Source organism: Paraburkholderia sp. PREW-6R (assembly GCF_039621805.1).
In the GTDB taxonomy this organism is placed as follows: Bacteria; Pseudomonadota; Gammaproteobacteria; order Burkholderiales; family Burkholderiaceae; genus Paraburkholderia.
In genome coordinates, this window is sequence record NZ_CP155074.1 from 1,818,227 (window position 1) to 1,837,119 (window position 18,893).

The following is an 18,893-nucleotide window of genomic DNA, read 5'->3' on the forward strand; positions in this document are numbered from 1 at the left end:
AGTCGGCGTCGCCTGACGCTCACCATGTCACGGCCTGAATTGCCGTCAGAGTCGCGGCACTGTCTACCGCCGCCTTCAGGCTTTGCAACCGCGCGAAGTTCGCAATGCCCGGCGTCGCAATAGCGAGTGCGAGACCTTGCATGTCGGCATAAGTGAATGGCACTTGCGAGTTGTCGGCGGCCACCCAGAAAAAACCGGCCGGCGTCGTCTCGGTTGGCCGAAACACCATCAGCATCTTGAGCAGATTCGACTGACTGACCTCGTCCGCCTGATAGACGCTTGTAATGCCAGCCGCGTTCGTGAAACTCACCGGCGCAGTCAGAGCGGCGTTGTATTCGGCTTGCAATATCGCCTTACGCGCGGAACGCACCGCGGCGAGTTCTTCCGCTGTCCATGGGCGCACGATCCATGCGTTATTCGCGGTGTCGGCACATACGACCATGTCAGGATCGCTGTTGTCCGGCGGCGCAACACTGAGGCAGAACTCCACGACCGACGAATCGTCAACCTGCCCCGCGTATATGAGCGTGTCTGGGAAGTACAGATATTTCATCGAAATGCGACCTCAACACTGCCTACCATTCCAGTGTAGATCGCAGCCGCCGATAAACAAGCATTCGGCAGCTGCGCATGGCTCGATTACACCGATTACTGGCCGAGCGAGACGCTCACTTCTTCCCACGACAGACTGGCCTTCACCACGTGGTTCGTACCTGCGGCCTGAGCAAAAATGCCGACGATCGCGCCCGGCGGCACGATCACATCACCGGCCGTTTCTTCGTCGACCGTATAGATGCCAGCGCCCGTGATGATCGCAGCGGGACCGCCGATCTGACGGAGTTCGGAGACCGTCACCGTCGTGCCGCTGAGCGGTGCGTTGACGATAACGCCGGCGCGACCGCCGGATGTCAGCGTCGATGCCTGCACACCTTTCGTGAATGTGCCGGTGTAGTTTGCGATCTGGCTCGTGAGATAGCCAAACATGAAGCCGCCGCCCGGCGTGCCCGAGATCGTCAGCACTTTCGCGCGATTGATCACGAGATTGACGCCGGAGTTGACGGGGTTCGCCAGCGCGAGGATCGGGGTCGCAGAGCCCGCGCCCGGAACTGCACCGAGTGCGTTGGCGGTGACCAGCGTGACGCCCGCACCCGTGTTCGAAGCATGATAGTTGCTTCCGTTGAGGCTCGATTCAGCGTATCGGCCATGCAACTCCGATACGACGACATCGCCCTGCGCCGAAAGTCGAATCGTCGGATTCGAACCCTTGGCAACTGCCTGTTGACCGACCTGACCTTGCACCAGCATGTTTCTTCCTTCCTGATTTTGGCGATATGGTTAATTCAACAACGTTGCGTCCTGCCGCAACGCGGACAGGTCGTCTTTTACCCGCAACTCTTGCGCGAGCAGCGAATTCGTTACAGCAACTTCGCGATGCAGTTGCACCAGCAGATCGACCAGCACCCGGAACTGCTCGAAACTGATCGCGACCGGTGTGCTGCTTAACTGTTGCGCCTGCCCCGTCGGTAGCGCCACCTGCTGCACCGCCGGGAAATTGGTCACGTGGGCAAGTGCGCCGCCGTCCGCGTTCAGCGACGGCTGGTTCGCTGCGATCGCTGTCAGCTGCGTCAGCTCATTGCCATCGAGCGTGCTAAGCGCCGTCTGCAACGCAAGAATGTCTGCACTGGTCGCCAGCGGGTTCAGTGCGGTGACGATCTGCGCCAGCGTGGCGCCGCCGCCGAGCGACGTGATGTTCGTCGCGATCGTATTGAGCGACGCTATCTCAGTCGTCGCCGCTGCATTGAGCGAAGCAAGCGCCGCGTTCATCGTCGCCTGATTCGCCGCCGTGCTTCCAGCCTGCGTTGCGCTTTGGATCGCTGCGAGTGCCGCATTGCCAGCAGATACGAGGCCTTGAAGGTTGATGCCATCGGTGTGCAACGTACCGAGCGCAGCATTACCCGTCGTGGCCAGCGCCTGCAGGTTTGACAGTGCCGATGTAAGCGACGCCGTTTGCGCCGCGATCGTTGCCGCCGATGCATCGCCAGCCGACACTGCCGTCTGGACGTTGTTGACGGCTGCCGTGACCGCATTCACCGCGCTGGTGACGTTGCCCACTGCAGTGTTGATCGTGGCCAGCGCCGAATTCGTGCCGGTGATGTCCGCATGCAACTGCTGGACTGCGGTGACGACTGCCTGTACGGAGGCGTCCTGTGCGAGCGCGCCATTCGGCCCTACCGCCTGCACTGCGAGCGGATTGCCCGCGGTGCCTGTCGGATTGTTGCCCTGATCGAGCAGGGTTACCTGTGCTGTCATTTAGCCGCTTTCCTATGCAATCTGATACCCGATGACGAAGCGCCCCTGGAACTTTCCGCGTTTGGGCTGAAGATCGAAACGGATGACCCCGTCACCCGGCGTCGCTAAAACGCTGACCTGCTCGAGGTAGATTTCCTGCGGCGATCTTCCATCTGATGGCGAAGTGCCCAGTACCTGCGCAATAACGTGCGACGTTGCCTTCACATCGCTATCGGTCACCTGAAAGGTTGCGTCGTAAACAAACGCCGTTCCCACATTGACTTCGGCAGTCTTGACCGACGCGCTACCCGCCTTGAGCTGCTCAGTTGCGTTTATCTGCGTTCGCGACATTTTTCGGCTTTCGGGTTCGCAACTGCTCTGCGAGTTCAGTGCGCGCCGCTTCGGCTTCTTTCACGCGCCGCTTGAGTGCATCGATGAGCGCGGCGTCCTGAGTAATCTGCTTCGCCATCTGATCGCGCTGAAGCTCGAGCAGCATCACGTTCGATGACAACACGCCCAGCTCCGTCTGCATGCGACCGAGCCATGCGCTGTCGATAGATGTTTCCATTTACTTCTCCGGGGAATCCCCAGCCCTCAGGCCGGGGAGCGGGACTTACTTGAAGTAGTACGCGCGAAGCTTGTCGCCCGGCACCGGCGCGAACAGCATCGTGATGTTGGCGCCGCTGCGCGTGTAGTCGTTGCCGACGCCTTCTTCCAGCGTCGTGCCGTTCAGTTGCAGCTGCAGGCCAAACGCATTAGCGCTGGCCAGCGTGAACGAGTTATTCGCACCGTCAACGTCGCCAAAGGGCGTTTCGTTCGCGATGATGTCCGCGTATTTCAGGAAGCCGCTGCCCGACGTATTGTCGACGGTGATCGAGCCGTTGTCCGCGATCGTCGCGTCGCCCGATGCTGACACCCAATGCACAGAGCCATTGGCACCCGTGACGAGGATCTGTCCATCGGTGCCCGGCGTGATGCCGATGCCGTTACCGCCAACGCTCAGAAGGCCAGCCGGATCCGGCTGCACGGTCAGCGAACCGTTCTGATCCAGACTGATACCGTTGCCCATGAGCGCGCGAATCTGGTTGCCGACCTTCGTCAGACCGGAACCGGCCGTGATCTGGTTGCCCGACGTGTCCTGAACCCACGCGGTGGCCGTCGTGTCGACGGTAATGCCGTCACCCGCCGACGGCATACCGAAGTACTTGGTGTCCGCCCCTTGCGCGCCCTTGCTCACGAGCACGTACATCACGCGATTGATAACCTCGCCAGATGCATAGTTGCCCGGACGCGTCCACGCGCCTGCGGAGGCAGTCCACAGACCGTTTTGCGTCGCATCGTCCTGAGCGGTCAGGAGAACCAGATTGCCCTCGGTCAGGACCACGCCATCCACCGTCTGCAGTCCGGCCGGCGCGCCAACGCTCGTGAAGCCAACGACATCGGCTTCCGCGAAATGCAGGCCGTTGATCGCGTTGGCGACCGCCGTGTCGACGTAGTTCTTGTTCGCTCCGTCACCCGCGTTCTGCGGCGCAGCCACGTTCTGCAGACCGAAGCCGCCCATGTTGAGCGCGGCCTCCATCGAAACGGAGCCATCCGACTGGATGAGCTTCGCACCGTCGATCAGACTCGACGTCGGCACGATCGCGCCAGCAACCATGGCTGCCCAAGGAATCGAACCCGACATGATTTGCGTGGAACCGCGGATAAGAGTTCGTGACATGCTACTTCCAGTATGTGATTGTTAAAAAATCGCCAGCAACGATGCATGTGTCGGCCGGGATGCTGACGAAACCCGGACCTGCCTCAAACGCACTGTCGGATTGACTAAGGCCGTTGACCGAAAGGGCGATACTCCTCGCGTCGGGCGGGACCGCAACGACCTGCGCACCGTTCGTCGGTGCGACATACTCGAGGTCGTATCGCGATGTCCGCTCAAGCTTGCGCAAACGACGGAGAATGCCGAGCGCTGCGAGGTTTATGAGTGTGTTGACGATGCTCATCCATCACACCCACGCGCTAACGGACAGCAGATTTCCCGATCCATCCCATTGCAACGTCTTGGTCTGGCTTACCCCATTGATCTCGCGCGTGATGGAGGTCAGGTTATCGTCCGAGTCATACGCCGTTGCAGTCACCGCATAGTCCTGCACCGCGAGCAAAATCTGCTGCTGTGTCGGCTCCAGTGCAATTGGTACGTCGCTATCCAGCGACTTGAGCGACACGGGCACCGCGCCCGCGTCCAGAAATAGCTGCGCGCCAGTCTCGTCAACAAGCTGACGATACGGAATGTTGGTTGGGGAATTCATGAACGGCCCTGCGGAGTGTCGTAGCGACGAGCTTCACACGCATCCGGAGAAATAGGATTCAGCTCCTGAACGATGAGCGTTTTGCAATGAAAAAACCCCGCTCGATTGCTCGAAGCGGGGTTTTGCGCAACTTTCCTACGGTATATGAAAACGGATTATATGGCGGTGTTTTCCGCCACGCAAGTACTCAACGATCCTGCGACGCCCTTTCACGGAATCGTAGGGCAATCGTTCCGAGTGGCGATCAAGCGGGCTGGTGGTCTTTGAGCCAGTCGCGCAACGCGTCGTTCATGCGGGTTTGCCAACCATCACCGGAAGCCTTGAATGCTTCGACGATGTCCGCATCGTAACGAACTGAAAGCAACACCTTTGGCGAATCGAGCCGCGGCCGCCCGCGCGCGCCGAGCCGCTTCATCTTCCTGAAATCCTCGTCCGACACTTCATAAGTGTCCGGGTCCGCGGCAATGCCGCGATTGATAGCCTCGTCCTCTTCGGGCGTCGGCAATTCGAGCACGCGGCCCGACCGCGTCTTAATAGTACTGGGCATAGTTGCGCACCTCCCGGTGGTTTGCCTTGCGAAGGCTGATTACATGCATCGTCTCGCCGCGCTGCGTAAAAACCACGCAATGCAGGCGCGTGCCGATCGGCGCGAAACCGACTTCACGTACCTCGCTGTAGTCGTGGCGGGTATCGACGTAGAACAACACTTCCGACCAGTTAATCGCTGCTGCCATTTCGAGCGACACGCCATGCTTTGCGATGTTCGCTTCGTTTTTCGAGGGATCGTAAGTGATGTTCATGCAAATAATTGTAGCTACGTTTATTGTTTGTCGCAAGAATTATTTGTAGCTACATAATGCAAGCTTGGCGCGCGTTAGCCGCCCCCTTCTCTACTCACACGGCAACAGCATGCCAATCTCGTCCAGCCGCTCATTAAGCTCGGTCCACGCGGCCTTTTCCAGCCCATCGAGATAGCGCCGAATGTCCATCGCGTAGCGCTCCGCCGTGCGCTTCGGAATGTCGAGTCTTTCAGCTACCTCTGCGAGTTTCAGCTTCTCACCGAAATACCGCGACACGGCCGCCTCTCGGTATCGACGATTCGACACACCCGTATCCAACGCCACGATAATGACGTCGGTCAACTGGCTGACGGCGTCCCGGCGAGCGGGGTTCACAACCCATCCACTACAGCACGCGTGGTTGCACGTGCACTCATCCTTGATCGGCGCGGTTCGCGCAACAAGCGTCAGCATGCGGACGTAGTCGAGGCGCTGCAGCTCCGCCAGCACCATTCCGGATTGCGCAGCACCGTCGAGACCGATCAGATCACGACCACTGCCATATGCTCCCTGACGGAGAATCTTGGCCATCGGCGACAGCGCGTATTGCTGCGAACTGAAGTTACATGCGAACACGACCGCCTCGTATGCGCTCTTGAAAATTCCCTGCTGTTCGATGGCTTCCATAATCACTCTTGGAGTTGCGGCGTCACATGACGACCGTGAAATGAATACCGTTGTGCGTTAACCAGTCAGCAAGCGCGTGGCGCCGCTCAATGTGGTGCGGCCACGGAAAATCTATGCTGCCGAGATCAGCAGTGCGCCGACCGACGAGTGGACAACCGGTCAGCTCCAGCAACTGCGTCCCATCCGCCTCGACGATGCCGAATCGTGCTGTGTCAAGAATTGCCTCGGGTACGTCCGCGTATTGAACCGTAGCGTGTGCACTCACTGCGACACCGCCTTTGGGAGACATTCAATGTCGAATTTCGGCTCGATGAGTCCGCTTTGAGCCTTTGACTCAACGCGCATCTGATCGCGAATATAGTCCGCCGCCCTACCGCAAGCGCGCTGCGTCAGGAACTCCTGCATTGCAATCGAGGCATGCTGCGCGCCTCCGGCGGCGTACGACATCGACACGACGACCAGAATCCACGAGTTCATGTCCCGCTGCCTCCCAATACCCATTCCTTGTCACCGCTGGCGAGGAACGGTCCCAACGTAGTACGGTTGTCCTGCAAGTAAGCGTAGGTTCGGTAGATACCGTCTCCTACCCAGTTCAGATCCCCCGGCAGAAAGCCGTCACGGTGGTGCTCCGGAATCCAGGCGTCAACGCGGATACGCGGCGGCCCGACATCCCGATCCATCCGCTCGATGCGATAGACCATGGTTTCGATCTTCTTCATTCGCTCGTAGCGCAGAAACGTACCGAGCCCCGCCTTCCGCTTGTGGTATCCAACGCCGTCCGGAATGTTGACCAACAAATTCATTCGATCTCCAGCTGCTCAATTCCCATCTTTCTCGCGCGTCGCGGCTCCCACCGAGCCAATGCAGCGTCAAACACTGCGCATTTCTGATCAAATGGCGCGCCGCTGTTATCAAGCCAGTCATGGCATCTCGCACAACCCGGCACGGTGAACCAGTGCTTTGCTTTCAACGCAACACCTTTGCCATGCTTCGACTGGTTCGAATGACAGGCCACGACTGTTGGGTCCTCCCAATCAGTCCAGGGACATTTCACGTTGAGATAGCAGGCTTCACTTCGACAGGCTGCGAGATACTTGCTGCCCTGTTCGACGGTCGGCTTCTTTACTCGGCTCTTAATGCGCGATCGCCGCAGCGGCGTGTCTGGCAGCGGCGCATCCTTTCTCGACCAACTGCCTCGTGACATCGGTTTCGATCGCGGCGCAAACCCCGATCTCTTCACGCAGCAGGACCAAAGAACGCTGAAACCAGAGGATCCCGAAATGGGGCGACTGGCCGCCCCTTAGCCATCGTCTCATCGCAATGCTGCCGCTCCTTTGCATATGAGTTGACAGCATTCCGGCCCGCGCCCGCGACCCAAACTGCAAACTCGCGGCCGCCGGAACAAACCCAGTCTGCGATATGGCACTTGCGCGCTTTGCTGAGCCGCATCAGAAGCGCATCAACCTCACTTTTTTCCATGCTGCTGCGCGCCGCGATTTCATCTGCCGTGGTCGGAATGTCGGTCAGGAAGCTGGCGAAGTGACGAAGCGACTCGTCCCGCTCAGCACGACAGAGTTGTCTCGGCGACGGCACTTCCCGCTTCAGTCCGAGCTTGAACGCTTGGCGCATCACAGACGGCTTTCCGCGATTCAGAATCTTGCACACGTCCGTGATGTACCTCGCCCGTGGATAATGTGCCTTCAGGATCCCGATTTCTTCGTCTGTCCAATACCGCTTCACCTTACCTCCCTGATTTCGAAGCGCCAGCCGTGATGGCCGTCGCGGAAAACTGCAATGAAGCGGCGATTCCGGTACCGCTCAGCCGCTACCTTGAATTTGACGCGGGCGTCGTCCGTCCAGCGCCCTTTAACTTCGTGCACCTCCAGCTCGCCACCCGGCAACGTCACTTCGAAGTCGGGCGTGTACCACGTGCCATCCGCAAGGCGCAATTTCACGGATTCAAAACTGAAGTCGACGATATCGCCCGCGTGCTTACGCGCCTCGAGCTGGTCCGCGTATGCAGCCTCGGTTTTGTTCATCCGGCCTTTGCCCAGGCGGCCAAGCTGCTGCATTCGCTCTAAAGCCGACTTTTCGCGAACGAGGCTGCTCAGCTCCCTGCTCGTCGACGCGCCTTCCTGCGACGCTGTTACACCCGGTTCGACGTGGCCACGGATGCGTGCCGTGCCGAAGCGACCGCCGACGATCGCGCTTTCCGGAAAGCGAGGTGCGCCACCTTTACCCATCAGCACACAGCTCCGACTGTTCCGTTGACGAATGTCGTCCGCACCATCGCGTCAACTCGACGCGATGCAACGGCCTCCAGCACCACGAAAAGTTGCCCCGGTCGCACAAGCGCGAGACGCTCCGCTTCCTCGGTCGCAGCTCGCAGGCTCTCCCAGCGATATTTCGGTGGCGTTGCCCCGGTCGGCGACCAGACGAGCCAGAAGGCGTTTTCAGTCGGGTTGTTCACGATGCGTAGTCGTCCACTGGCATGAGCGCGTCGCCGAACGTGGCCCGCGCGAACTGGTACAGGTCGTGCGCATTGAAGCGCTGTGCGTCGCTCAGCACGTGCTCAATGGCCCTTGCGTCTCTGGCTGCGCGCGCCACGAGCACGCGGAAGTAACGCCAATCCTCGTCTGCCTTACGCTCGCGGTGACCGAGCTCAGCAGACTTCGCGTCCACGCCCTCGGGCGACCGGAACCAGTCGCCGGCCGGTGCGGATGACGCCGCAGGAGGCGTTGCCGCAGGTGTGAGCACTTCCGTCACGAACGGCGCCACGAACGCGGCGTAAGTCGGCCGCACGTCACCGTCGTCAATCCGCCGAGCAACGGCACGGCGATGTGCCTCGCGAAGCTGGTCGGCCGTCACGCCCTTCCCAACCCACGTGAGCACGTGCACCCTGTCCCTGCTGCTGTCCATGAGCAGGCGCTTGCCGCGTCCGGCTTCGAGAGCGACCAGCAAGTCCGCGAGTTCGCGCTCGGGGTTGGTGTCGATTTTCGAATCGCAAGCAGCAGCAGCAGCGGAGTTATCCACAGGGACTGCCTCGCGCGCATTGCTGCTGCTTTTGCTTAATCCGTTAACATCTGCTTTATTGCCCTCCACTTTTGGACCCCCTTGACGGTAAAAGTGGAGGGGCTTCGATCCAAAAGTGGAGGGGCTTCCCTCTGAAGGGGTGCCACTTTTGGAGGGGCTCCGTTTTTGGACTGGCTTAGCCCCTCCGTTTTTGGAGGGGCTTCGCTTATGCTTGCCTTCGCACTCTTGACGCGTCGGCGGGCTAAGAGAAATCGTTTGCTGCGTGCGCTTGTCGATCACCTGAACGACGGATGACCCTTCGGGGGCCAGCATCTGATAGACAACGATGCTGCGTGTCTCACCCCGGCGAACGGCCGTCTCGGCGAGGTAACCGAGTTCGATAAGGAGCGCGCGCGCCTTTCGAATAGTCTTGACGTCGAGCTCCGTGTCGGCGATCAACTCGTCGTTCGACACCCATGTGCTGAAATCTTCCGTCGCCCAGTCGGCGTAGACCTTGAGAACGGCTTTGGCGCTGGGGTTACCAATGACCTGGCGCTTTGCCCATGCTAGTGCGTAGGTGCTCATCGTGGCCCCTTGTAGCCTGGGTCGATGACTGCCCGCATGTCGGCAATGAGGTCGGCCATCATCCACACGAAATTGCAGAGCTCTGTCGCGGTCAGGTCTTCAAACGAATTGCTCGCGGTGACGGCAAGAAACGCCACGGCGGCTTGCAGCTGCAGGGATTTTCGGTCGAGCAGCTCGCGTTCGGAATTAAGCATGAGCGGCCTCCCGATGCGTCATGGCGGCCAGAGCGATTAGCGCCGCCGCCAAGGTATCGATGGCGTCGTTCGCCGTGTGCGACAGCGCAGCGTCGTGCAGCGCGCGATTGACGAGCTCAGAGGGTGTTTGGGGTTGCTCAGGACGAGCGAGGGCATCAGATCGCATTGCGGCCTCTTACGTGAGTGTTTAACCCGCGTCCCACTGCTAAATGGGGTGGGCGGGCACAAGGCGGGGTTAGCAGACCGGTCACGTAAGAACCCGGCGAGCCCGAAGGCTCCCCCGCCAAGGCCCGCCCATAGAAAAAGGCGCGCAAAGGCATTACGCACAAAAAAGCCGCTTTGCGCGGCTGTGCGCTCACGTGAATCAGGCTGCTAAACCCGTCCTGCCTTGTTTCGGCATTGGGAACAGTATAGGCAGCCGTCGGGCAGGCAGTCAAGGTAGGGCTACCGGCCGAGCGCAAGTTGCCGAGTGTAGCCATATACGCTACACTCTCGGGATGATATTGACCTTCCGACACAAGGGCTTGGAAGCGTTTTTCCGCAGCGGTAGCAAATCCGGCATACAGCCGCACCACGCGGGAAAGCTGCGCATTTTGTTGACGGCGCTGGATCAGGCGCAAAGCCCGCAAGACATGAGCGCACCCGCCTGGAGACTTCACCAGCTTACGGGCGACCTCGCGGGCCACTGGTCGGTCTGGGTGAACGGCAATTGGCGGCTCACCTTCACATTCAAAGGCGCGGACGCCGAGCTGGTCGACTACCAGGACTATCACTAGAGGCGAAGAAATGAGCAGAATGCACAATCCGGCGCATCCCGGCGAGGTCTTGCGGGAATGGATTCCAGAAGGAATCACCGTGACCGAGGCCGCGGATGCATTGAAAATCAACCGCGTGACACTTTCGAAGCTGCTCAACGGCAAGGCGAGCGCGACGGCAAACATCGCGCTGCGTTTATCGGCATGGCTCGGTACGTCGCCCGACTTTTGGGTCGGCATGCAAGCGCAATGGGACTTGTGGCAGGCAGAACAGCAGCCCAGGCCCGAAATCAAGCCACTCGACAAGCGTGCCGCCTGAGTCATGAAGCGGTCACTCTTGACTGACGAAGCCGGTGAAGTTCGCGAACTGACCGACGCCGACACGAAGGACTTCAGACCTGCCGCCGAAGTGCTGCCCGCGACGCTGCGCAAGAAGCTTGGCGTGCGCGGACCGCAGAAGGCACCGACTAAGAAGCAGCGGTCGACGAGGCGCGCCGTGAATTCCGGCGAGAGCTGCGCGACGATCACATAGCTGTCACGCTTGCCAACGCGGTATGCCGACGTCGGCTTCGTCGCCGTGGGGATTTCCTCAATTTGAGGGAATCCGACTGCGCCGCGCCCGGCAAGCATTTCGATCGTGCGCTCGACGTTGTCATGACGCTTCTTGACAAGTTCGGCGATTTCGAGGCTCGACATCGTCGGCTCGGTGTTGCGCACAATCAGATCCATGTCAGGAAACCTTCCGCGTGGCAATGTTGTGCACGGACGGCGCCTCGGATTGCGGTTTGCTATAGACCAGGTAGGTAAGCGCGAGCAGTTCCTGAACGCTGCGATGAATCTGCTGCGCGATGGCGTCGAGGTTCGCGCGTTCGTCCGCGTCGACGTGACCGTCTTCCGTCGCCTTGCGATGCGCATTCGCCAACTCGCCGACATGCTCCACCATGTGCAGGAACTTGTCGTGAATTTCTTCGTTGCTGATCTGGTCAGCGACCTGCGGCAGCGGAACGAATGTGCCGCCAGACTGGTGGGCCACTTCTTCAGCGAAGAACGTCGTGCCGCTGATGACCTGCATCTGGATTGCCATGTCCGGGTAGACGCGTTGCGGGGGCGTACCCTTCTCGTGCACGCGATTGTCGAGTGCCGATGTGGTGATCGCCAGTTCGCGAGCCATGTTGTCCCGGCCGCCGGCCGCCTCAGTCATCTTCACGTACGCTTGACGGAATCCCACGATTACCTACCTCATCTGGTGGTGTTGCATTGCAGTAAAGACGCTGATACTGCATCTGAAATTAGTTGTACTGACCTGCCAAGCGCGATAGGAAATACCCACAAACCCTAACCATGCTCGAAGGAAGATTGATGCAGCCGCTACTCACCTACCGTGCCGAGCTGATCGCTTCGGCACAGCAAGCTCGATCGGTGTCAGGACAGCCGGTGCCTGATACGGAAACCCTTCATCGGCTCGTTGCGGACGGGCTGATCGAAGAACGTGCGCTGCGACAGCGTTTCGTTTTCGCCTTCCTCGATGTGGAAGGCTTGAGGATTCTCTTTGCGCATTTGCTGGATGACACTGTCGAGGTTGTCGGCGGTGGCGTTGCAGAGCAGGAAAACGTGTTGCGGGGAATGCATTTCTAGGAAGCCGTGAATGTAATTAGACGCTTGCTACTGGTACTCAGGACGTATCCACTTAGGCATACAGTGGTCGCAGCCGGCTACGCCTGTGCCATTGAAGAATCGGCGCTGCCTTACATCAACGCCGAGTTCTTCGCTAAGCTCGTAAGCATCGTGGAGCAAGCTGTCGAGCTCGCAAAGCTGCTCGTCCGTCAATGGAACCGTTGCACTCGATCTGATTAAATCCCAGTGCCTGTCGAATGACGCTTGCGTTCGAAAGACATAGGTTGGCACCCAGATCCGCGGCAACTTTTGTTTTGCGTCGGGGAACTTTGATTCGGACATTACAGGCCTCCCTAGAAAGGCGAAGGCTCTGCTCGCGCACAGTAGAATCGCGGTCCCACAACCCGATTCACTGCTCCCTAAGGAGGAGCCCTCATGATCGTTACTGACTACCTCTTTCAAAACGAGCAGGTAAAAGCCAAAATTTTTTATGTCGGGAAAGGCCGCTTCGCAGGCTGGTTCGTAGAGGTGAATGGCGACTTATTTGGCGGACCATTTCCCAATGCCTACGAGGCGGCGTCTGCCACGTCTATGGGCTTGCTGTCGCAGGCAAAATTCGACACGAGTTCGCTGGGCATCCCACCACTTTTAGACAAATGGAAGACGCTCCGCAACTGACTTGTAGTTCGGAGAAAGCACGACGGTATGGGCAAACCACACCGCAGCCTCCTCCGTCATCTTGAGATACACCGGACGCCCGCTCGCGCTCATGCGCACGATGACTGAGCCGGGCGTTTCAGTCACATGGAACTGTTCAATGTCATCGATGACACCGTCGACGATAATGGGACCATCGGTGCGGAGTTCGGGCCAGATTTCTTCCCAATCCGCGCGAAGGTCTTGCCGGAGCACCCGGCAGTCAGTTTCTCGCTCGATCTTGACGCAGAGCTTTTCACCAGGTACACGCTGTCCATACATAACGTTTCTGATGAACGCCACCGACGTGCCGCAGCGCGAAGCAAATTGCTTACGCTCTGGGATCGACAGTGAGCTGAAGAACTCTTTTAGCTTTTCCATACGACGACTGTACACCAAGAGGTGTACCATAGCAACACCGCTTGGTGTATATCACCATTTGGTTTACCATGGTCTAATTGCCCGATGGACGATGATCTGCTTACTCACAAGCAAGTGACGGAGATGAGGCGAAACGCCCTCGCGCTACTTGTGCAAACTTATGGCGGTGCCGAGGTTGCGCGTCGCGTTAAGCGACAGGCACAACAAATCAATGACATGGCACGGACGAAATCCTTCGGAGAGAAAGTTGCCTTGGAATTCGAACGTGAATGGCGCAAGAGCGGCGGCGACCCGATAGACCTGATCGCGCCGCGTCCTAGAAAGGATGTAAGCGACAAACCTGCTGGCTGGGACCGCCTAGACGACCTCGGCCGCGCGAAGGTTGAAGCCTACATTAGTGGACTACTTGCGCAGGCTTCCCCCCACGCTACAGGGCGGATCAAAGCCGATTGACGTCTCGCAATCGGCATCGCCCGCAAACTCAAACGGGCGCAGCGAAGAATCTCGAAACTCAGTCCTGTTGCTAAAGATAGGGCGCCCGGTTCCGACTTCAAAGCCGAAGGCTGGCTCTCCCAGCAGTATCACGTTCCACCTTTCACTGTCTCCCCACTCCTCGACAAAAACGGTCCTTCCCACCAACGACGGGATGGTGGAATGGACCACCTGCGCGAGGTCGCCGGCCTTACAGCGCGGCGCATTGTCTAGCGATTTTTCTTTCATATACAAGCCAAGCGACGGTAAGAACTGTATGGATGTACAGTAGCAGACATTGCGGTCGGCGCACCAGATAGCGGGATTCCCGCTTTTATGCGTTTGCCTTGTCTAGTCGTGCCTTGTCAGGGTATACGACTATCAAACTTCAATTGGCCGCGTCGTTATAACGATACGCAGGTCCTCAATGTCCCCTCCTGAACTACCCCTAACTGGTGTGTCGGCAGATCAACTTGGTCTGCCTCAAGACAAACCGGCGGTAGATTAAACCAAACGGTGTTGACTGGAAATACACCACATGGTTTAATGCGTCACCCGAGCTAACTGTCTCGCATGAAAAGCTCGCAGTGACTTGCAACCATCTACTCAGGACACACCAATGGCGTTCATCCGGTACGTCGCCGTCACAACATTTGCACTAGCCATGGTTGTGCTCTTAGTTGCGACGGTGCAGCAATGGGATGAATCGAGCAACGTAACTGCGGTGGCCTGTCGATCCGACCACTGCAACTGATCCCGTAAAGGCTCACCTGTGAATACCGACTTCAGCATTCAGTTAGTTGTACTTTTTATTACTGTCGTCATGGCGTTGGGTATCGGGTTTGCATTCGGAACGTTGTTCGGAGCGACTGCCCGCGTTTACCAATCCACAGCATTTTTCCCAAGCGGCTACGCGCACGAGTCCGAGCCACATTAGTAGCGTCGGCCGAATCTAAATCTCCGCACGGCGGCTCACGAGGCCGCGGCTTTGTGGGCGCTGTTCTGGCCCACTCTTTTTGGATACCTGACATGGTTGCATCGACGAAACACGACCGAGTCGTACACGCGAATCAGCTGATCCAAGTGATTGCAGCGCACGGACGCCGCTTTTTCTACTGCAAAAGCCAAGACACATATGCGCGTATCGAACTGGATGCCCGCGGCCGTGTTTGGTTCGTCGACGACTATACGCAGCAACGCTTCTACACACATCACGAGGGACGCTGGAGCGGCTTCTCTCACGGCGGAACGCTGCGCGGATTGGTGGAATGCATGCGTGACTACATCACGCGCGGTGAGCAGATTGGGCGCTGGCGTATTGGCACGCATTGGGGTTATAGCGAAGCATCGCTCGACTTGGTCAAAAGTGCCGCATTCAGCCTACCGATCATTGCGCGCGACCCTAGCGAGCCGCGCGACTACTACGTCATCAGCGTGCACCACACACGCCGGGACCATCGTTACGTGACGCTGTGGGCCCCGGATAACAAGGGATATGTATTTCGCGCCTACAAAGCTGGGCGTTACGCGGAAGATGGCGTGCGCGAAAAACTCGGCTACTACAACGACGGCTGTTCGAACATCGCCGTGCCGTGCGACATCGTAGACCCGCTCACGATCATGACGACGCCTGCTGACCAACTCGACGGAGCAGACGGCCCAGCGCTACTGAACACGCGGGATAGCTGGAAGATGATTCTGGCGAACGTGATCGCCGCGCCGAAGTACAAGCCGTGGCCGCTCTACAAGGGCGCACCTCTGTCCGATTACGAACGCGCGTCCCGCGGTCTGCCGAAGAGAAAGGAGGCAGTGTGAATAAGATCCTGAAGCCGTACTTTGTGACGATTCAAACGACTGCGGTCGTTATGGCCGAGAACGGCGACCACGCGCGCCGCGTCGCGGCGGATCACAAAGCCGATATTTGCGCTGACACACCGCTCAAGTTTTCGATCGGCGCTTTTATTGCCAGCGAAGACGAACTCATCGCACACGACTGGGACGGTATGTGCCTGCCCTATGGCGGTGATGGCCATACTCGATTGCGCGAAATCATCGCAGCAATCGCTGCACTGCCTGATCGCGACACGAAGACCATCGACATGTTCTCGGAGCAGGCATCGTGAAAGAACGTCCGATCCTCTTCAGCGGCCCGATGGTGCGCGCGCTGCTCGATGGCCGCAAGACGCAGACGCGGCGCATCGTCAAGCTGCCGCACAATAATCCGCTCGGGCAGTGGGAGCCGATTCCCATCGGCGGCGAGAACGGTGGACGCACGGCCGCCGGCGAAACGATCCCGCTCCAAGGCGGCATCTGGCACACGCGGACCGGTGACAGCCTCATGTGCCCTCACGGCCAGCCCGGTGATCGTCTGTGGGTGCGTGAGACGTGGCGCGGCGTCGTCGAGATCAATCCGCCCGGCAAGATGACTGAATTGGGCGTGGCTCGATACGTACCGGACCAGCAGTATTGCCGGCGCGTCGAATATCTTGCGACGCACGGGCGAGACGACGAACCGTGGCGGCCGAATATCCACATGCCGCGCTGGGCGTCGCGCATCACGCTCGAAGTCACGGGCGTGCGCGTCGAGAGCCTTGAGGACATCAGCGAGGCCGATGCGCGGGCTGAGGGTGTGACCATCGAAGAACGGCACATGAATGGCTATTGCGCCGGCGAAACGCGGCCGCCAAGCATTCGCGCTTTCCGCGAATTGTGGGAGTCGATCAACGGCGCGGGAGCGTGGACCGCAAACCCGTGGGTGTGGGTCGTCCAGTTCAAGCGCGTCACGCGCGAGGCATGACCATGCCGATGCGAACTCATTCTGCATTACTCGCCGTCACAGCGACCGCTACTGCCGTGTGTCTGTCCGTAGTTGCGGGCTGGCAGCGTGGTGGCTGGGCTGCTGAGCGCGTTCTGTGGATCGCCGTCGGCGTCGTACTGGTGATCGCCGCTCACCTGCTCCCTGCCCTCTGCCGGTCGTATGGCTGGCGTATCCGGATCATCGGCGCCGTGCTCTGGCTCGCCTGTATGGCGGCTACCTGCTACGGCCATGCCGTCTTCTTTCTTATGGCCCAGAAGCATGCGGGTGATCTGCGGGCCGCCGCGGAGCCGGTAGTAACGGCAAAGGGACGCGGCTTGGCCGAGATCGCACGTGACCGTGCAGACGCAGTAGCGCGACTGGCCCGCACCAGTACGCGCCGCTGCGTCGAACCGTGTTTGACCCGGACCGCCGAGCGCACCGCCCTGACTGCGCGACTCGACGCGTTGACGGTGGAAACAGTCGAAGCGAAGCGAGCCGAGGAAGCGCAGGACCGGGCAGCAGCCGCACGTGACGCGGCGATGGCTGATCCAGTAACCGGAGCACTGACAGCGTTCGGCGTGACGGTAGCGCATGCCGACTTGGCCGCGGGCCTTGCGTTCGCCGCCGTGCTCGAAGGCGTCGCCTGCTTCGCCTGGCTGCTCGCGCTCCAACCTGCCGGAATCGCTGTAACGCCCGTCACACAAGGCAGTAATGCCGCGCCAGTAGCGGAAGTAACGGAATCGCGTAACGCCGTCGCGGTGCTGGAGTCGCCAGTTGCGGAGCAGCACGACGAAGTTACCCGCGTCACCACGGCAGTAGCTGCCGGGTCACTGCGGCCAACGGTGAACGAGATTCGCAAGTTCCTTAGCTGCTCTCAGGCGACTGCGATGGCAATACGAAAGAAGGTCGTCGAAGTAACGGCGTAACGGTATCTGCCCCACGAATAACCGGCGTGTATGCGCCACACAGATGAGAGATGAGCATGAAGACGCACGACGTGCCGACATTCTGGGCTCGAATTTTCATAGCCGGGGATCTGGCAACCATCAAGGCGACTTGCCAGAAATATTGCGATGAGATCGGGCTGTGCGTGACGGTTGAGCGCTCTCATTACATCTACACGGCCGGCAAGGAGCTCGGCGCCGTGATTGGGCTGATCAACTATCCGCGCTTCCCGTCGACGTCAGAAGAAATTTTCGAGCGCGCCGAGAAGTTGGCGATGCGTCTGATGGATGCGTGCGAGCAGCAGTCGTTCTCGATCATGACTCCGGCCTTCACTCGTTGGTACAACAACCGAGGCTACGAATGAGCGATCGTCCAATCATGCACGTCGTGTCGATGTCGGGCGGGAAAGATAGCACCGCAACTGCTCTGATGGCATTGGAAATGCACGGCCACGAGAACTGCCGGTTCGTTTTCGCTGACACGGGCAATGAGCACGCGCAGACATATGAATATGCGCTTGATTATCTGCCTTCGATGCTTGGCATAAAAGTCGACGTGGTGAAAGCAGATTTTTCCGACGAGTTCGCGACAAAGCGCGCCAACCTTGCGCGACTGGCCGCTGGCGAACCGGAAAGCGCCGTCTACGGGAAGCGCAAGTTTCAATACCCGTGGACCGCTGAGGCAGCCGCGAAAGCATTGGAGTTGTTGCATCCGACAGGCAATCCGTATCTCGACATGTGCATGCTCAAGGGCGGATTCCCGTCGCGCAAGCGGCAGTTTTGCACCCAGTACCTGAAGACGGAACCGCTGACCGAGTACGCACTTGATCTGATCGATTCCGGATATGCCGTCTGGTCATGGCAAGGCGTTCGCATCGATGAAAGTGATTCGCGGCGCACACGACTGCAAGGGACCGGTGCCTGCGTGAAAGCGTTCGACGTCGTCGGCGGTGGCCTGTTCAACTATCGGCCAATCCTGCGCTGGCACGTGGAAGACGTGTTCGAGGCACACGCGATCGCTGGTATCCAGCCGAACCCTCTGTATCGCCAAGGCATGAATCGCGTGGGCTGCATGCCCTGTATCAACGCGGCGAAGGCGGAACTCGCTGAAATCGCGCGACGCTTCCCTGAAGAAGTCGAGCGCGTGGCTGAATGGGAGCGGCTGGTATCGAGCGTGACGCGCCCACGATCGCCGGTTTCCTTCTTTCACATGGGAACGCAAGGTCATTCTGGACAAGCATCGACTATCTGGGCTGTCGTCGAGTGGTCGAAGACAACTCGCGGCGGCCGCCAGTACGACCTACTCGAACCGACCTATGACGCGAAGGCCTGCTCTTCGGCCTACGGACTTTGCGAATAACCGCCTAACCCACCCTACCTACA

The 18,893-nt window shown here is 59.3% G+C and carries 32 protein-coding genes; 12 read left to right on the forward strand and 20 right to left on the reverse strand.

Annotation, left to right across the window (positions count from 1 at the left end):
* Positions 1 to 19 precede the first annotated feature (19 nt).
* The 18 genes from AAGS40_RS23285 to AAGS40_RS23370 form a co-directional block, all read right to left on the reverse strand.
* Positions 20 to 553: a DUF4376 domain-containing protein gene (locus AAGS40_RS23285; RefSeq protein ID WP_345815291.1), complete on the reverse strand. Its 534-nt coding sequence runs from the start codon at positions 551 to 553 to the stop codon at positions 20 to 22.
* 95 nt (positions 554 to 648) lie between these two features.
* A complete protein-coding gene (locus AAGS40_RS23290) occupies positions 649 to 1,305 on the reverse strand; it encodes a hypothetical protein (RefSeq protein ID WP_345815294.1) in 657 nt (218 codons plus the stop codon).
* A gap of 30 nt (positions 1,306 to 1,335) precedes the next feature.
* Positions 1,336 to 2,310, reverse strand: coding sequence for a hypothetical protein (locus tag AAGS40_RS23295; RefSeq protein WP_345815296.1), 975 nt, complete (start codon positions 2,308 to 2,310; stop codon positions 1,336 to 1,338).
* Positions 2,311 to 2,322: 12 nt separating this feature from the next.
* Positions 2,323 to 2,640 carry a hypothetical protein gene (locus tag AAGS40_RS23300; protein WP_345815298.1) on the reverse strand — a complete coding sequence of 106 codons (318 nt, stop codon included), beginning with the start codon at positions 2,638 to 2,640 and terminating at the stop codon, positions 2,323 to 2,325.
* Entirely contained in the window at positions 2,612 to 2,857 is a 246-nt protein-coding gene (locus tag AAGS40_RS23305; RefSeq protein ID WP_345815299.1) for a hypothetical protein, read from the reverse strand. The genes AAGS40_RS23300 and AAGS40_RS23305 overlap by 29 nt, the downstream gene beginning before the upstream one ends.
* Positions 2,858 to 2,902: 45 nt before the next feature.
* Positions 2,903 to 4,009, reverse strand: a complete 1,107-nt coding sequence (locus AAGS40_RS23310; protein WP_345815302.1) for a hypothetical protein — start codon at positions 4,007 to 4,009, stop codon at positions 2,903 to 2,905.
* A gap of 1 nt (position 4,010) precedes the next feature.
* Positions 4,011 to 4,289 (reverse strand): hypothetical protein, encoded by a 279-nt coding sequence (locus AAGS40_RS23315; protein WP_345815304.1) that lies wholly within the window; start codon positions 4,287 to 4,289, stop codon positions 4,011 to 4,013.
* Between the two features lie 3 nt (positions 4,290 to 4,292).
* Complete coding sequence (locus AAGS40_RS23320) at positions 4,293 to 4,595, reverse strand: hypothetical protein (RefSeq protein ID WP_345815305.1); 303 nt, start codon at positions 4,593 to 4,595, stop codon at positions 4,293 to 4,295.
* Positions 4,596 to 4,839: 244 nt separating this feature from the next.
* The gene (locus tag AAGS40_RS23325) at positions 4,840 to 5,142 is read right to left on the reverse strand and encodes a BrnA antitoxin family protein (protein ID WP_345815306.1); all 303 of its coding nucleotides are present in this window, start codon (positions 5,140 to 5,142) and stop codon (positions 4,840 to 4,842) included.
* Positions 5,126 to 5,395, reverse strand: coding sequence for a BrnT family toxin (locus tag AAGS40_RS23330; protein ID WP_345815307.1), 270 nt, complete (start codon positions 5,393 to 5,395; stop codon positions 5,126 to 5,128). The genes AAGS40_RS23325 and AAGS40_RS23330 overlap by 17 nt, the downstream gene beginning before the upstream one ends.
* A gap of 90 nt (positions 5,396 to 5,485) precedes the next feature.
* The gene (locus AAGS40_RS23335) at positions 5,486 to 6,061 is read right to left on the reverse strand and encodes a hypothetical protein (protein WP_345815308.1); all 576 of its coding nucleotides are present in this window, start codon (positions 6,059 to 6,061) and stop codon (positions 5,486 to 5,488) included.
* 261 nt (positions 6,062 to 6,322) lie between these two features.
* Positions 6,323 to 6,538, reverse strand: coding sequence for a hypothetical protein (locus AAGS40_RS23340; protein WP_345815309.1), 216 nt, complete (start codon positions 6,536 to 6,538; stop codon positions 6,323 to 6,325).
* Positions 6,535 to 6,864 carry a hypothetical protein gene (locus AAGS40_RS23345; protein WP_345815310.1) on the reverse strand — a complete coding sequence of 110 codons (330 nt, stop codon included), beginning with the start codon at positions 6,862 to 6,864 and terminating at the stop codon, positions 6,535 to 6,537. Before AAGS40_RS23345 ends, AAGS40_RS23340 begins: the two co-directional genes overlap by 4 nt.
* Complete coding sequence (locus tag AAGS40_RS23350) at positions 6,861 to 7,301, reverse strand: hypothetical protein (RefSeq protein ID WP_345815311.1); 441 nt, start codon at positions 7,299 to 7,301, stop codon at positions 6,861 to 6,863. The genes AAGS40_RS23345 and AAGS40_RS23350 overlap by 4 nt, the downstream gene beginning before the upstream one ends.
* On the reverse strand, positions 7,298 to 7,690 hold the full coding sequence (locus AAGS40_RS23355; protein WP_345815312.1) for a hypothetical protein: 393 nt from the start codon (positions 7,688 to 7,690) through the stop codon (positions 7,298 to 7,300). The genes AAGS40_RS23350 and AAGS40_RS23355 overlap by 4 nt, the downstream gene beginning before the upstream one ends.
* Before the next feature lie 107 nt (positions 7,691 to 7,797).
* A complete protein-coding gene (locus tag AAGS40_RS23360) occupies positions 7,798 to 8,133 on the reverse strand; it encodes a DUF1064 domain-containing protein (RefSeq protein ID WP_345815313.1) in 336 nt (111 codons plus the stop codon).
* Between the two features lie 394 nt (positions 8,134 to 8,527).
* On the reverse strand, positions 8,528 to 9,658 hold the full coding sequence (locus AAGS40_RS23365) for a helix-turn-helix domain-containing protein (RefSeq protein WP_345815314.1): 1,131 nt from the start codon (positions 9,656 to 9,658) through the stop codon (positions 8,528 to 8,530).
* A complete protein-coding gene (locus tag AAGS40_RS23370; protein ID WP_345815315.1) occupies positions 9,655 to 9,852 on the reverse strand; it encodes a hypothetical protein in 198 nt (65 codons plus the stop codon). The genes AAGS40_RS23365 and AAGS40_RS23370 overlap by 4 nt, the downstream gene beginning before the upstream one ends.
* Positions 9,853 to 10,349: 497 nt before the next feature.
* Between AAGS40_RS23370 and AAGS40_RS23375 the strand changes: the two genes are divergently transcribed.
* Genes AAGS40_RS23375 through AAGS40_RS23385 form a run of 3 tightly spaced genes read left to right on the forward strand, consistent with a single transcriptional unit; the run spans position 10,350 to position 11,139 of the window.
* Positions 10,350 to 10,628, forward strand: a complete 279-nt coding sequence (locus AAGS40_RS23375) for a type II toxin-antitoxin system RelE/ParE family toxin (protein ID WP_345815317.1) — start codon at positions 10,350 to 10,352, stop codon at positions 10,626 to 10,628.
* 19 nt (positions 10,629 to 10,647) lie between these two features.
* Positions 10,648 to 10,926, forward strand: coding sequence for a HigA family addiction module antitoxin (locus AAGS40_RS23380; RefSeq protein ID WP_345815318.1), 279 nt, complete (start codon positions 10,648 to 10,650; stop codon positions 10,924 to 10,926).
* Positions 10,927 to 10,944: 18 nt separating this feature from the next.
* Positions 10,945 to 11,139, forward strand: a complete 195-nt coding sequence (locus tag AAGS40_RS23385) for a hypothetical protein (RefSeq protein ID WP_345815320.1) — start codon at positions 10,945 to 10,947, stop codon at positions 11,137 to 11,139.
* 198 nt (positions 11,140 to 11,337) lie between these two features.
* On the opposite strand, the gene AAGS40_RS23390 is transcribed toward AAGS40_RS23385, so the two are convergent.
* The gene (locus AAGS40_RS23390) at positions 11,338 to 11,835 is read right to left on the reverse strand and encodes a YmfL family putative regulatory protein (RefSeq protein ID WP_345815321.1); all 498 of its coding nucleotides are present in this window, start codon (positions 11,833 to 11,835) and stop codon (positions 11,338 to 11,340) included.
* 131 nt (positions 11,836 to 11,966) lie between these two features.
* Between AAGS40_RS23390 and AAGS40_RS23395 the strand changes: the two genes are divergently transcribed.
* Together AAGS40_RS23395 and AAGS40_RS23400 are read left to right on the forward strand one after the other, a co-directional pair.
* On the forward strand, positions 11,967 to 12,242 hold the full coding sequence (locus tag AAGS40_RS23395) for a hypothetical protein (protein WP_345815322.1): 276 nt from the start codon (positions 11,967 to 11,969) through the stop codon (positions 12,240 to 12,242).
* Between the two features lie 414 nt (positions 12,243 to 12,656).
* A complete protein-coding gene (locus tag AAGS40_RS23400; RefSeq protein WP_345815324.1) occupies positions 12,657 to 12,899 on the forward strand; it encodes a hypothetical protein in 243 nt (80 codons plus the stop codon).
* Here the strand turns inward: AAGS40_RS23400 and AAGS40_RS23405 are convergent.
* On the reverse strand, positions 12,870 to 13,298 hold the full coding sequence (locus AAGS40_RS23405; RefSeq protein ID WP_345815325.1) for a hypothetical protein: 429 nt from the start codon (positions 13,296 to 13,298) through the stop codon (positions 12,870 to 12,872). The genes AAGS40_RS23400 and AAGS40_RS23405 overlap by 30 nt on opposite strands.
* An 84-nt stretch (positions 13,299 to 13,382) precedes the next feature.
* Here AAGS40_RS23405 and AAGS40_RS23410 point away from each other — a divergent pair, with 84 nt between their 5' ends.
* From AAGS40_RS23410 to AAGS40_RS23440, 7 genes are all read left to right on the forward strand, one after another.
* On the forward strand, positions 13,383 to 13,751 hold the full coding sequence (locus tag AAGS40_RS23410; RefSeq protein WP_345815327.1) for a hypothetical protein: 369 nt from the start codon (positions 13,383 to 13,385) through the stop codon (positions 13,749 to 13,751).
* Positions 13,752 to 14,759: 1,008 nt separating this feature from the next.
* A complete protein-coding gene (locus AAGS40_RS23415) occupies positions 14,760 to 15,584 on the forward strand; it encodes a hypothetical protein (RefSeq protein WP_345815328.1) in 825 nt (274 codons plus the stop codon).
* Between the two features lie 50 nt (positions 15,585 to 15,634).
* Positions 15,635 to 15,892, forward strand: coding sequence for a hypothetical protein (locus AAGS40_RS23420; RefSeq protein ID WP_345815329.1), 258 nt, complete (start codon positions 15,635 to 15,637; stop codon positions 15,890 to 15,892).
* Positions 15,889 to 16,566, forward strand: coding sequence for a hypothetical protein (locus AAGS40_RS23425; RefSeq protein WP_345815330.1), 678 nt, complete (start codon positions 15,889 to 15,891; stop codon positions 16,564 to 16,566). The genes AAGS40_RS23420 and AAGS40_RS23425 overlap by 4 nt, the downstream gene beginning before the upstream one ends.
* 8 nt (positions 16,567 to 16,574) lie before the next feature.
* On the forward strand, positions 16,575 to 17,492 hold the full coding sequence (locus tag AAGS40_RS23430) for a hypothetical protein (protein ID WP_345815331.1): 918 nt from the start codon (positions 16,575 to 16,577) through the stop codon (positions 17,490 to 17,492).
* Positions 17,493 to 17,548: 56 nt separating this feature from the next.
* Positions 17,549 to 17,875, forward strand: a complete 327-nt coding sequence (locus AAGS40_RS23435) for a hypothetical protein (RefSeq protein ID WP_345815332.1) — start codon at positions 17,549 to 17,551, stop codon at positions 17,873 to 17,875.
* Complete coding sequence (locus tag AAGS40_RS23440) at positions 17,872 to 18,870, forward strand: phosphoadenosine phosphosulfate reductase family protein (RefSeq protein WP_345816557.1); 999 nt, start codon at positions 17,872 to 17,874, stop codon at positions 18,868 to 18,870. Before AAGS40_RS23435 ends, AAGS40_RS23440 begins: the two co-directional genes overlap by 4 nt.
* The last annotated feature ends 23 nt before the right edge of the window (positions 18,871 to 18,893 follow it).

What these genes read in the sequence shown, in the direction of transcription:
- AAGS40_RS23285 (WP_345815291.1), bottom strand. Translation starts at nt 553, where the DNA reads ATGAAATATCTGTACTTCCCAGACACGCTCATATACGCGGGGCAGGTT.
- AAGS40_RS23290 (WP_345815294.1), bottom strand. Translation starts at nt 1,305, where the DNA reads ATGCTGGTGCAAGGTCAGGTCGGTCAACAGGCAGTTGCCAAGGGTTCG.
- AAGS40_RS23295 (WP_345815296.1), bottom strand. Translation starts at nt 2,310, where the DNA reads ATGACAGCACAGGTAACCCTGCTCGATCAGGGCAACAATCCGACAGGC.
- AAGS40_RS23300 (WP_345815298.1), bottom strand. Translation starts at nt 2,640, where the DNA reads ATGTCGCGAACGCAGATAAACGCAACTGAGCAGCTCAAGGCGGGTAGC.
- AAGS40_RS23305 (WP_345815299.1), bottom strand. Translation starts at nt 2,857, where the DNA reads ATGGAAACATCTATCGACAGCGCATGGCTCGGTCGCATGCAGACGGAG.
- AAGS40_RS23310 (WP_345815302.1), bottom strand. Translation starts at nt 4,009, where the DNA reads ATGTCACGAACTCTTATCCGCGGTTCCACGCAAATCATGTCGGGTTCG.
- AAGS40_RS23315 (WP_345815304.1), bottom strand. Translation starts at nt 4,289, where the DNA reads ATGAGCATCGTCAACACACTCATAAACCTCGCAGCGCTCGGCATTCTC.
- AAGS40_RS23320 (WP_345815305.1), bottom strand. Translation starts at nt 4,595, where the DNA reads ATGAATTCCCCAACCAACATTCCGTATCGTCAGCTTGTTGACGAGACT.
- AAGS40_RS23325 (WP_345815306.1), bottom strand. Translation starts at nt 5,142, where the DNA reads ATGCCCAGTACTATTAAGACGCGGTCGGGCCGCGTGCTCGAATTGCCG.
- AAGS40_RS23330 (WP_345815307.1), bottom strand. Translation starts at nt 5,395, where the DNA reads ATGAACATCACTTACGATCCCTCGAAAAACGAAGCGAACATCGCAAAG.
- AAGS40_RS23335 (WP_345815308.1), bottom strand. Translation starts at nt 6,061, where the DNA reads ATGGAAGCCATCGAACAGCAGGGAATTTTCAAGAGCGCATACGAGGCG.
- AAGS40_RS23340 (WP_345815309.1), bottom strand. Translation starts at nt 6,538, where the DNA reads ATGAACTCGTGGATTCTGGTCGTCGTGTCGATGTCGTACGCCGCCGGA.
- AAGS40_RS23345 (WP_345815310.1), bottom strand. Translation starts at nt 6,864, where the DNA reads ATGAATTTGTTGGTCAACATTCCGGACGGCGTTGGATACCACAAGCGG.
- AAGS40_RS23355 (WP_345815312.1), bottom strand. Translation starts at nt 7,690, where the DNA reads ATGCGCCAAGCGTTCAAGCTCGGACTGAAGCGGGAAGTGCCGTCGCCG.
- AAGS40_RS23360 (WP_345815313.1), bottom strand. Translation starts at nt 8,133, where the DNA reads ATGCAGCAGCTTGGCCGCCTGGGCAAAGGCCGGATGAACAAAACCGAG.
- AAGS40_RS23365 (WP_345815314.1), bottom strand. Translation starts at nt 9,658, where the DNA reads ATGAGCACCTACGCACTAGCATGGGCAAAGCGCCAGGTCATTGGTAAC.
- AAGS40_RS23370 (WP_345815315.1), bottom strand. Translation starts at nt 9,852, where the DNA reads ATGCTTAATTCCGAACGCGAGCTGCTCGACCGAAAATCCCTGCAGCTG.
- AAGS40_RS23375 (WP_345815317.1), top strand. Translation starts at nt 10,350, where the DNA reads ATGATATTGACCTTCCGACACAAGGGCTTGGAAGCGTTTTTCCGCAGC.
- AAGS40_RS23380 (WP_345815318.1), top strand. Translation starts at nt 10,648, where the DNA reads ATGCACAATCCGGCGCATCCCGGCGAGGTCTTGCGGGAATGGATTCCA.
- AAGS40_RS23395 (WP_345815322.1), top strand. Translation starts at nt 11,967, where the DNA reads ATGCAGCCGCTACTCACCTACCGTGCCGAGCTGATCGCTTCGGCACAG.
- AAGS40_RS23400 (WP_345815324.1), top strand. Translation starts at nt 12,657, where the DNA reads ATGATCGTTACTGACTACCTCTTTCAAAACGAGCAGGTAAAAGCCAAA.
- AAGS40_RS23405 (WP_345815325.1), bottom strand. Translation starts at nt 13,298, where the DNA reads ATGGAAAAGCTAAAAGAGTTCTTCAGCTCACTGTCGATCCCAGAGCGT.
- AAGS40_RS23410 (WP_345815327.1), top strand. Translation starts at nt 13,383, where the DNA reads ATGGACGATGATCTGCTTACTCACAAGCAAGTGACGGAGATGAGGCGA.
- AAGS40_RS23420 (WP_345815329.1), top strand. Translation starts at nt 15,635, where the DNA reads ATGGCCGAGAACGGCGACCACGCGCGCCGCGTCGCGGCGGATCACAAA.
- AAGS40_RS23430 (WP_345815331.1), top strand. Translation starts at nt 16,575, where the DNA reads ATGCGAACTCATTCTGCATTACTCGCCGTCACAGCGACCGCTACTGCC.
- AAGS40_RS23435 (WP_345815332.1), top strand. Translation starts at nt 17,549, where the DNA reads ATGAAGACGCACGACGTGCCGACATTCTGGGCTCGAATTTTCATAGCC.
- AAGS40_RS23440 (WP_345816557.1), top strand. Translation starts at nt 17,872, where the DNA reads ATGAGCGATCGTCCAATCATGCACGTCGTGTCGATGTCGGGCGGGAAA.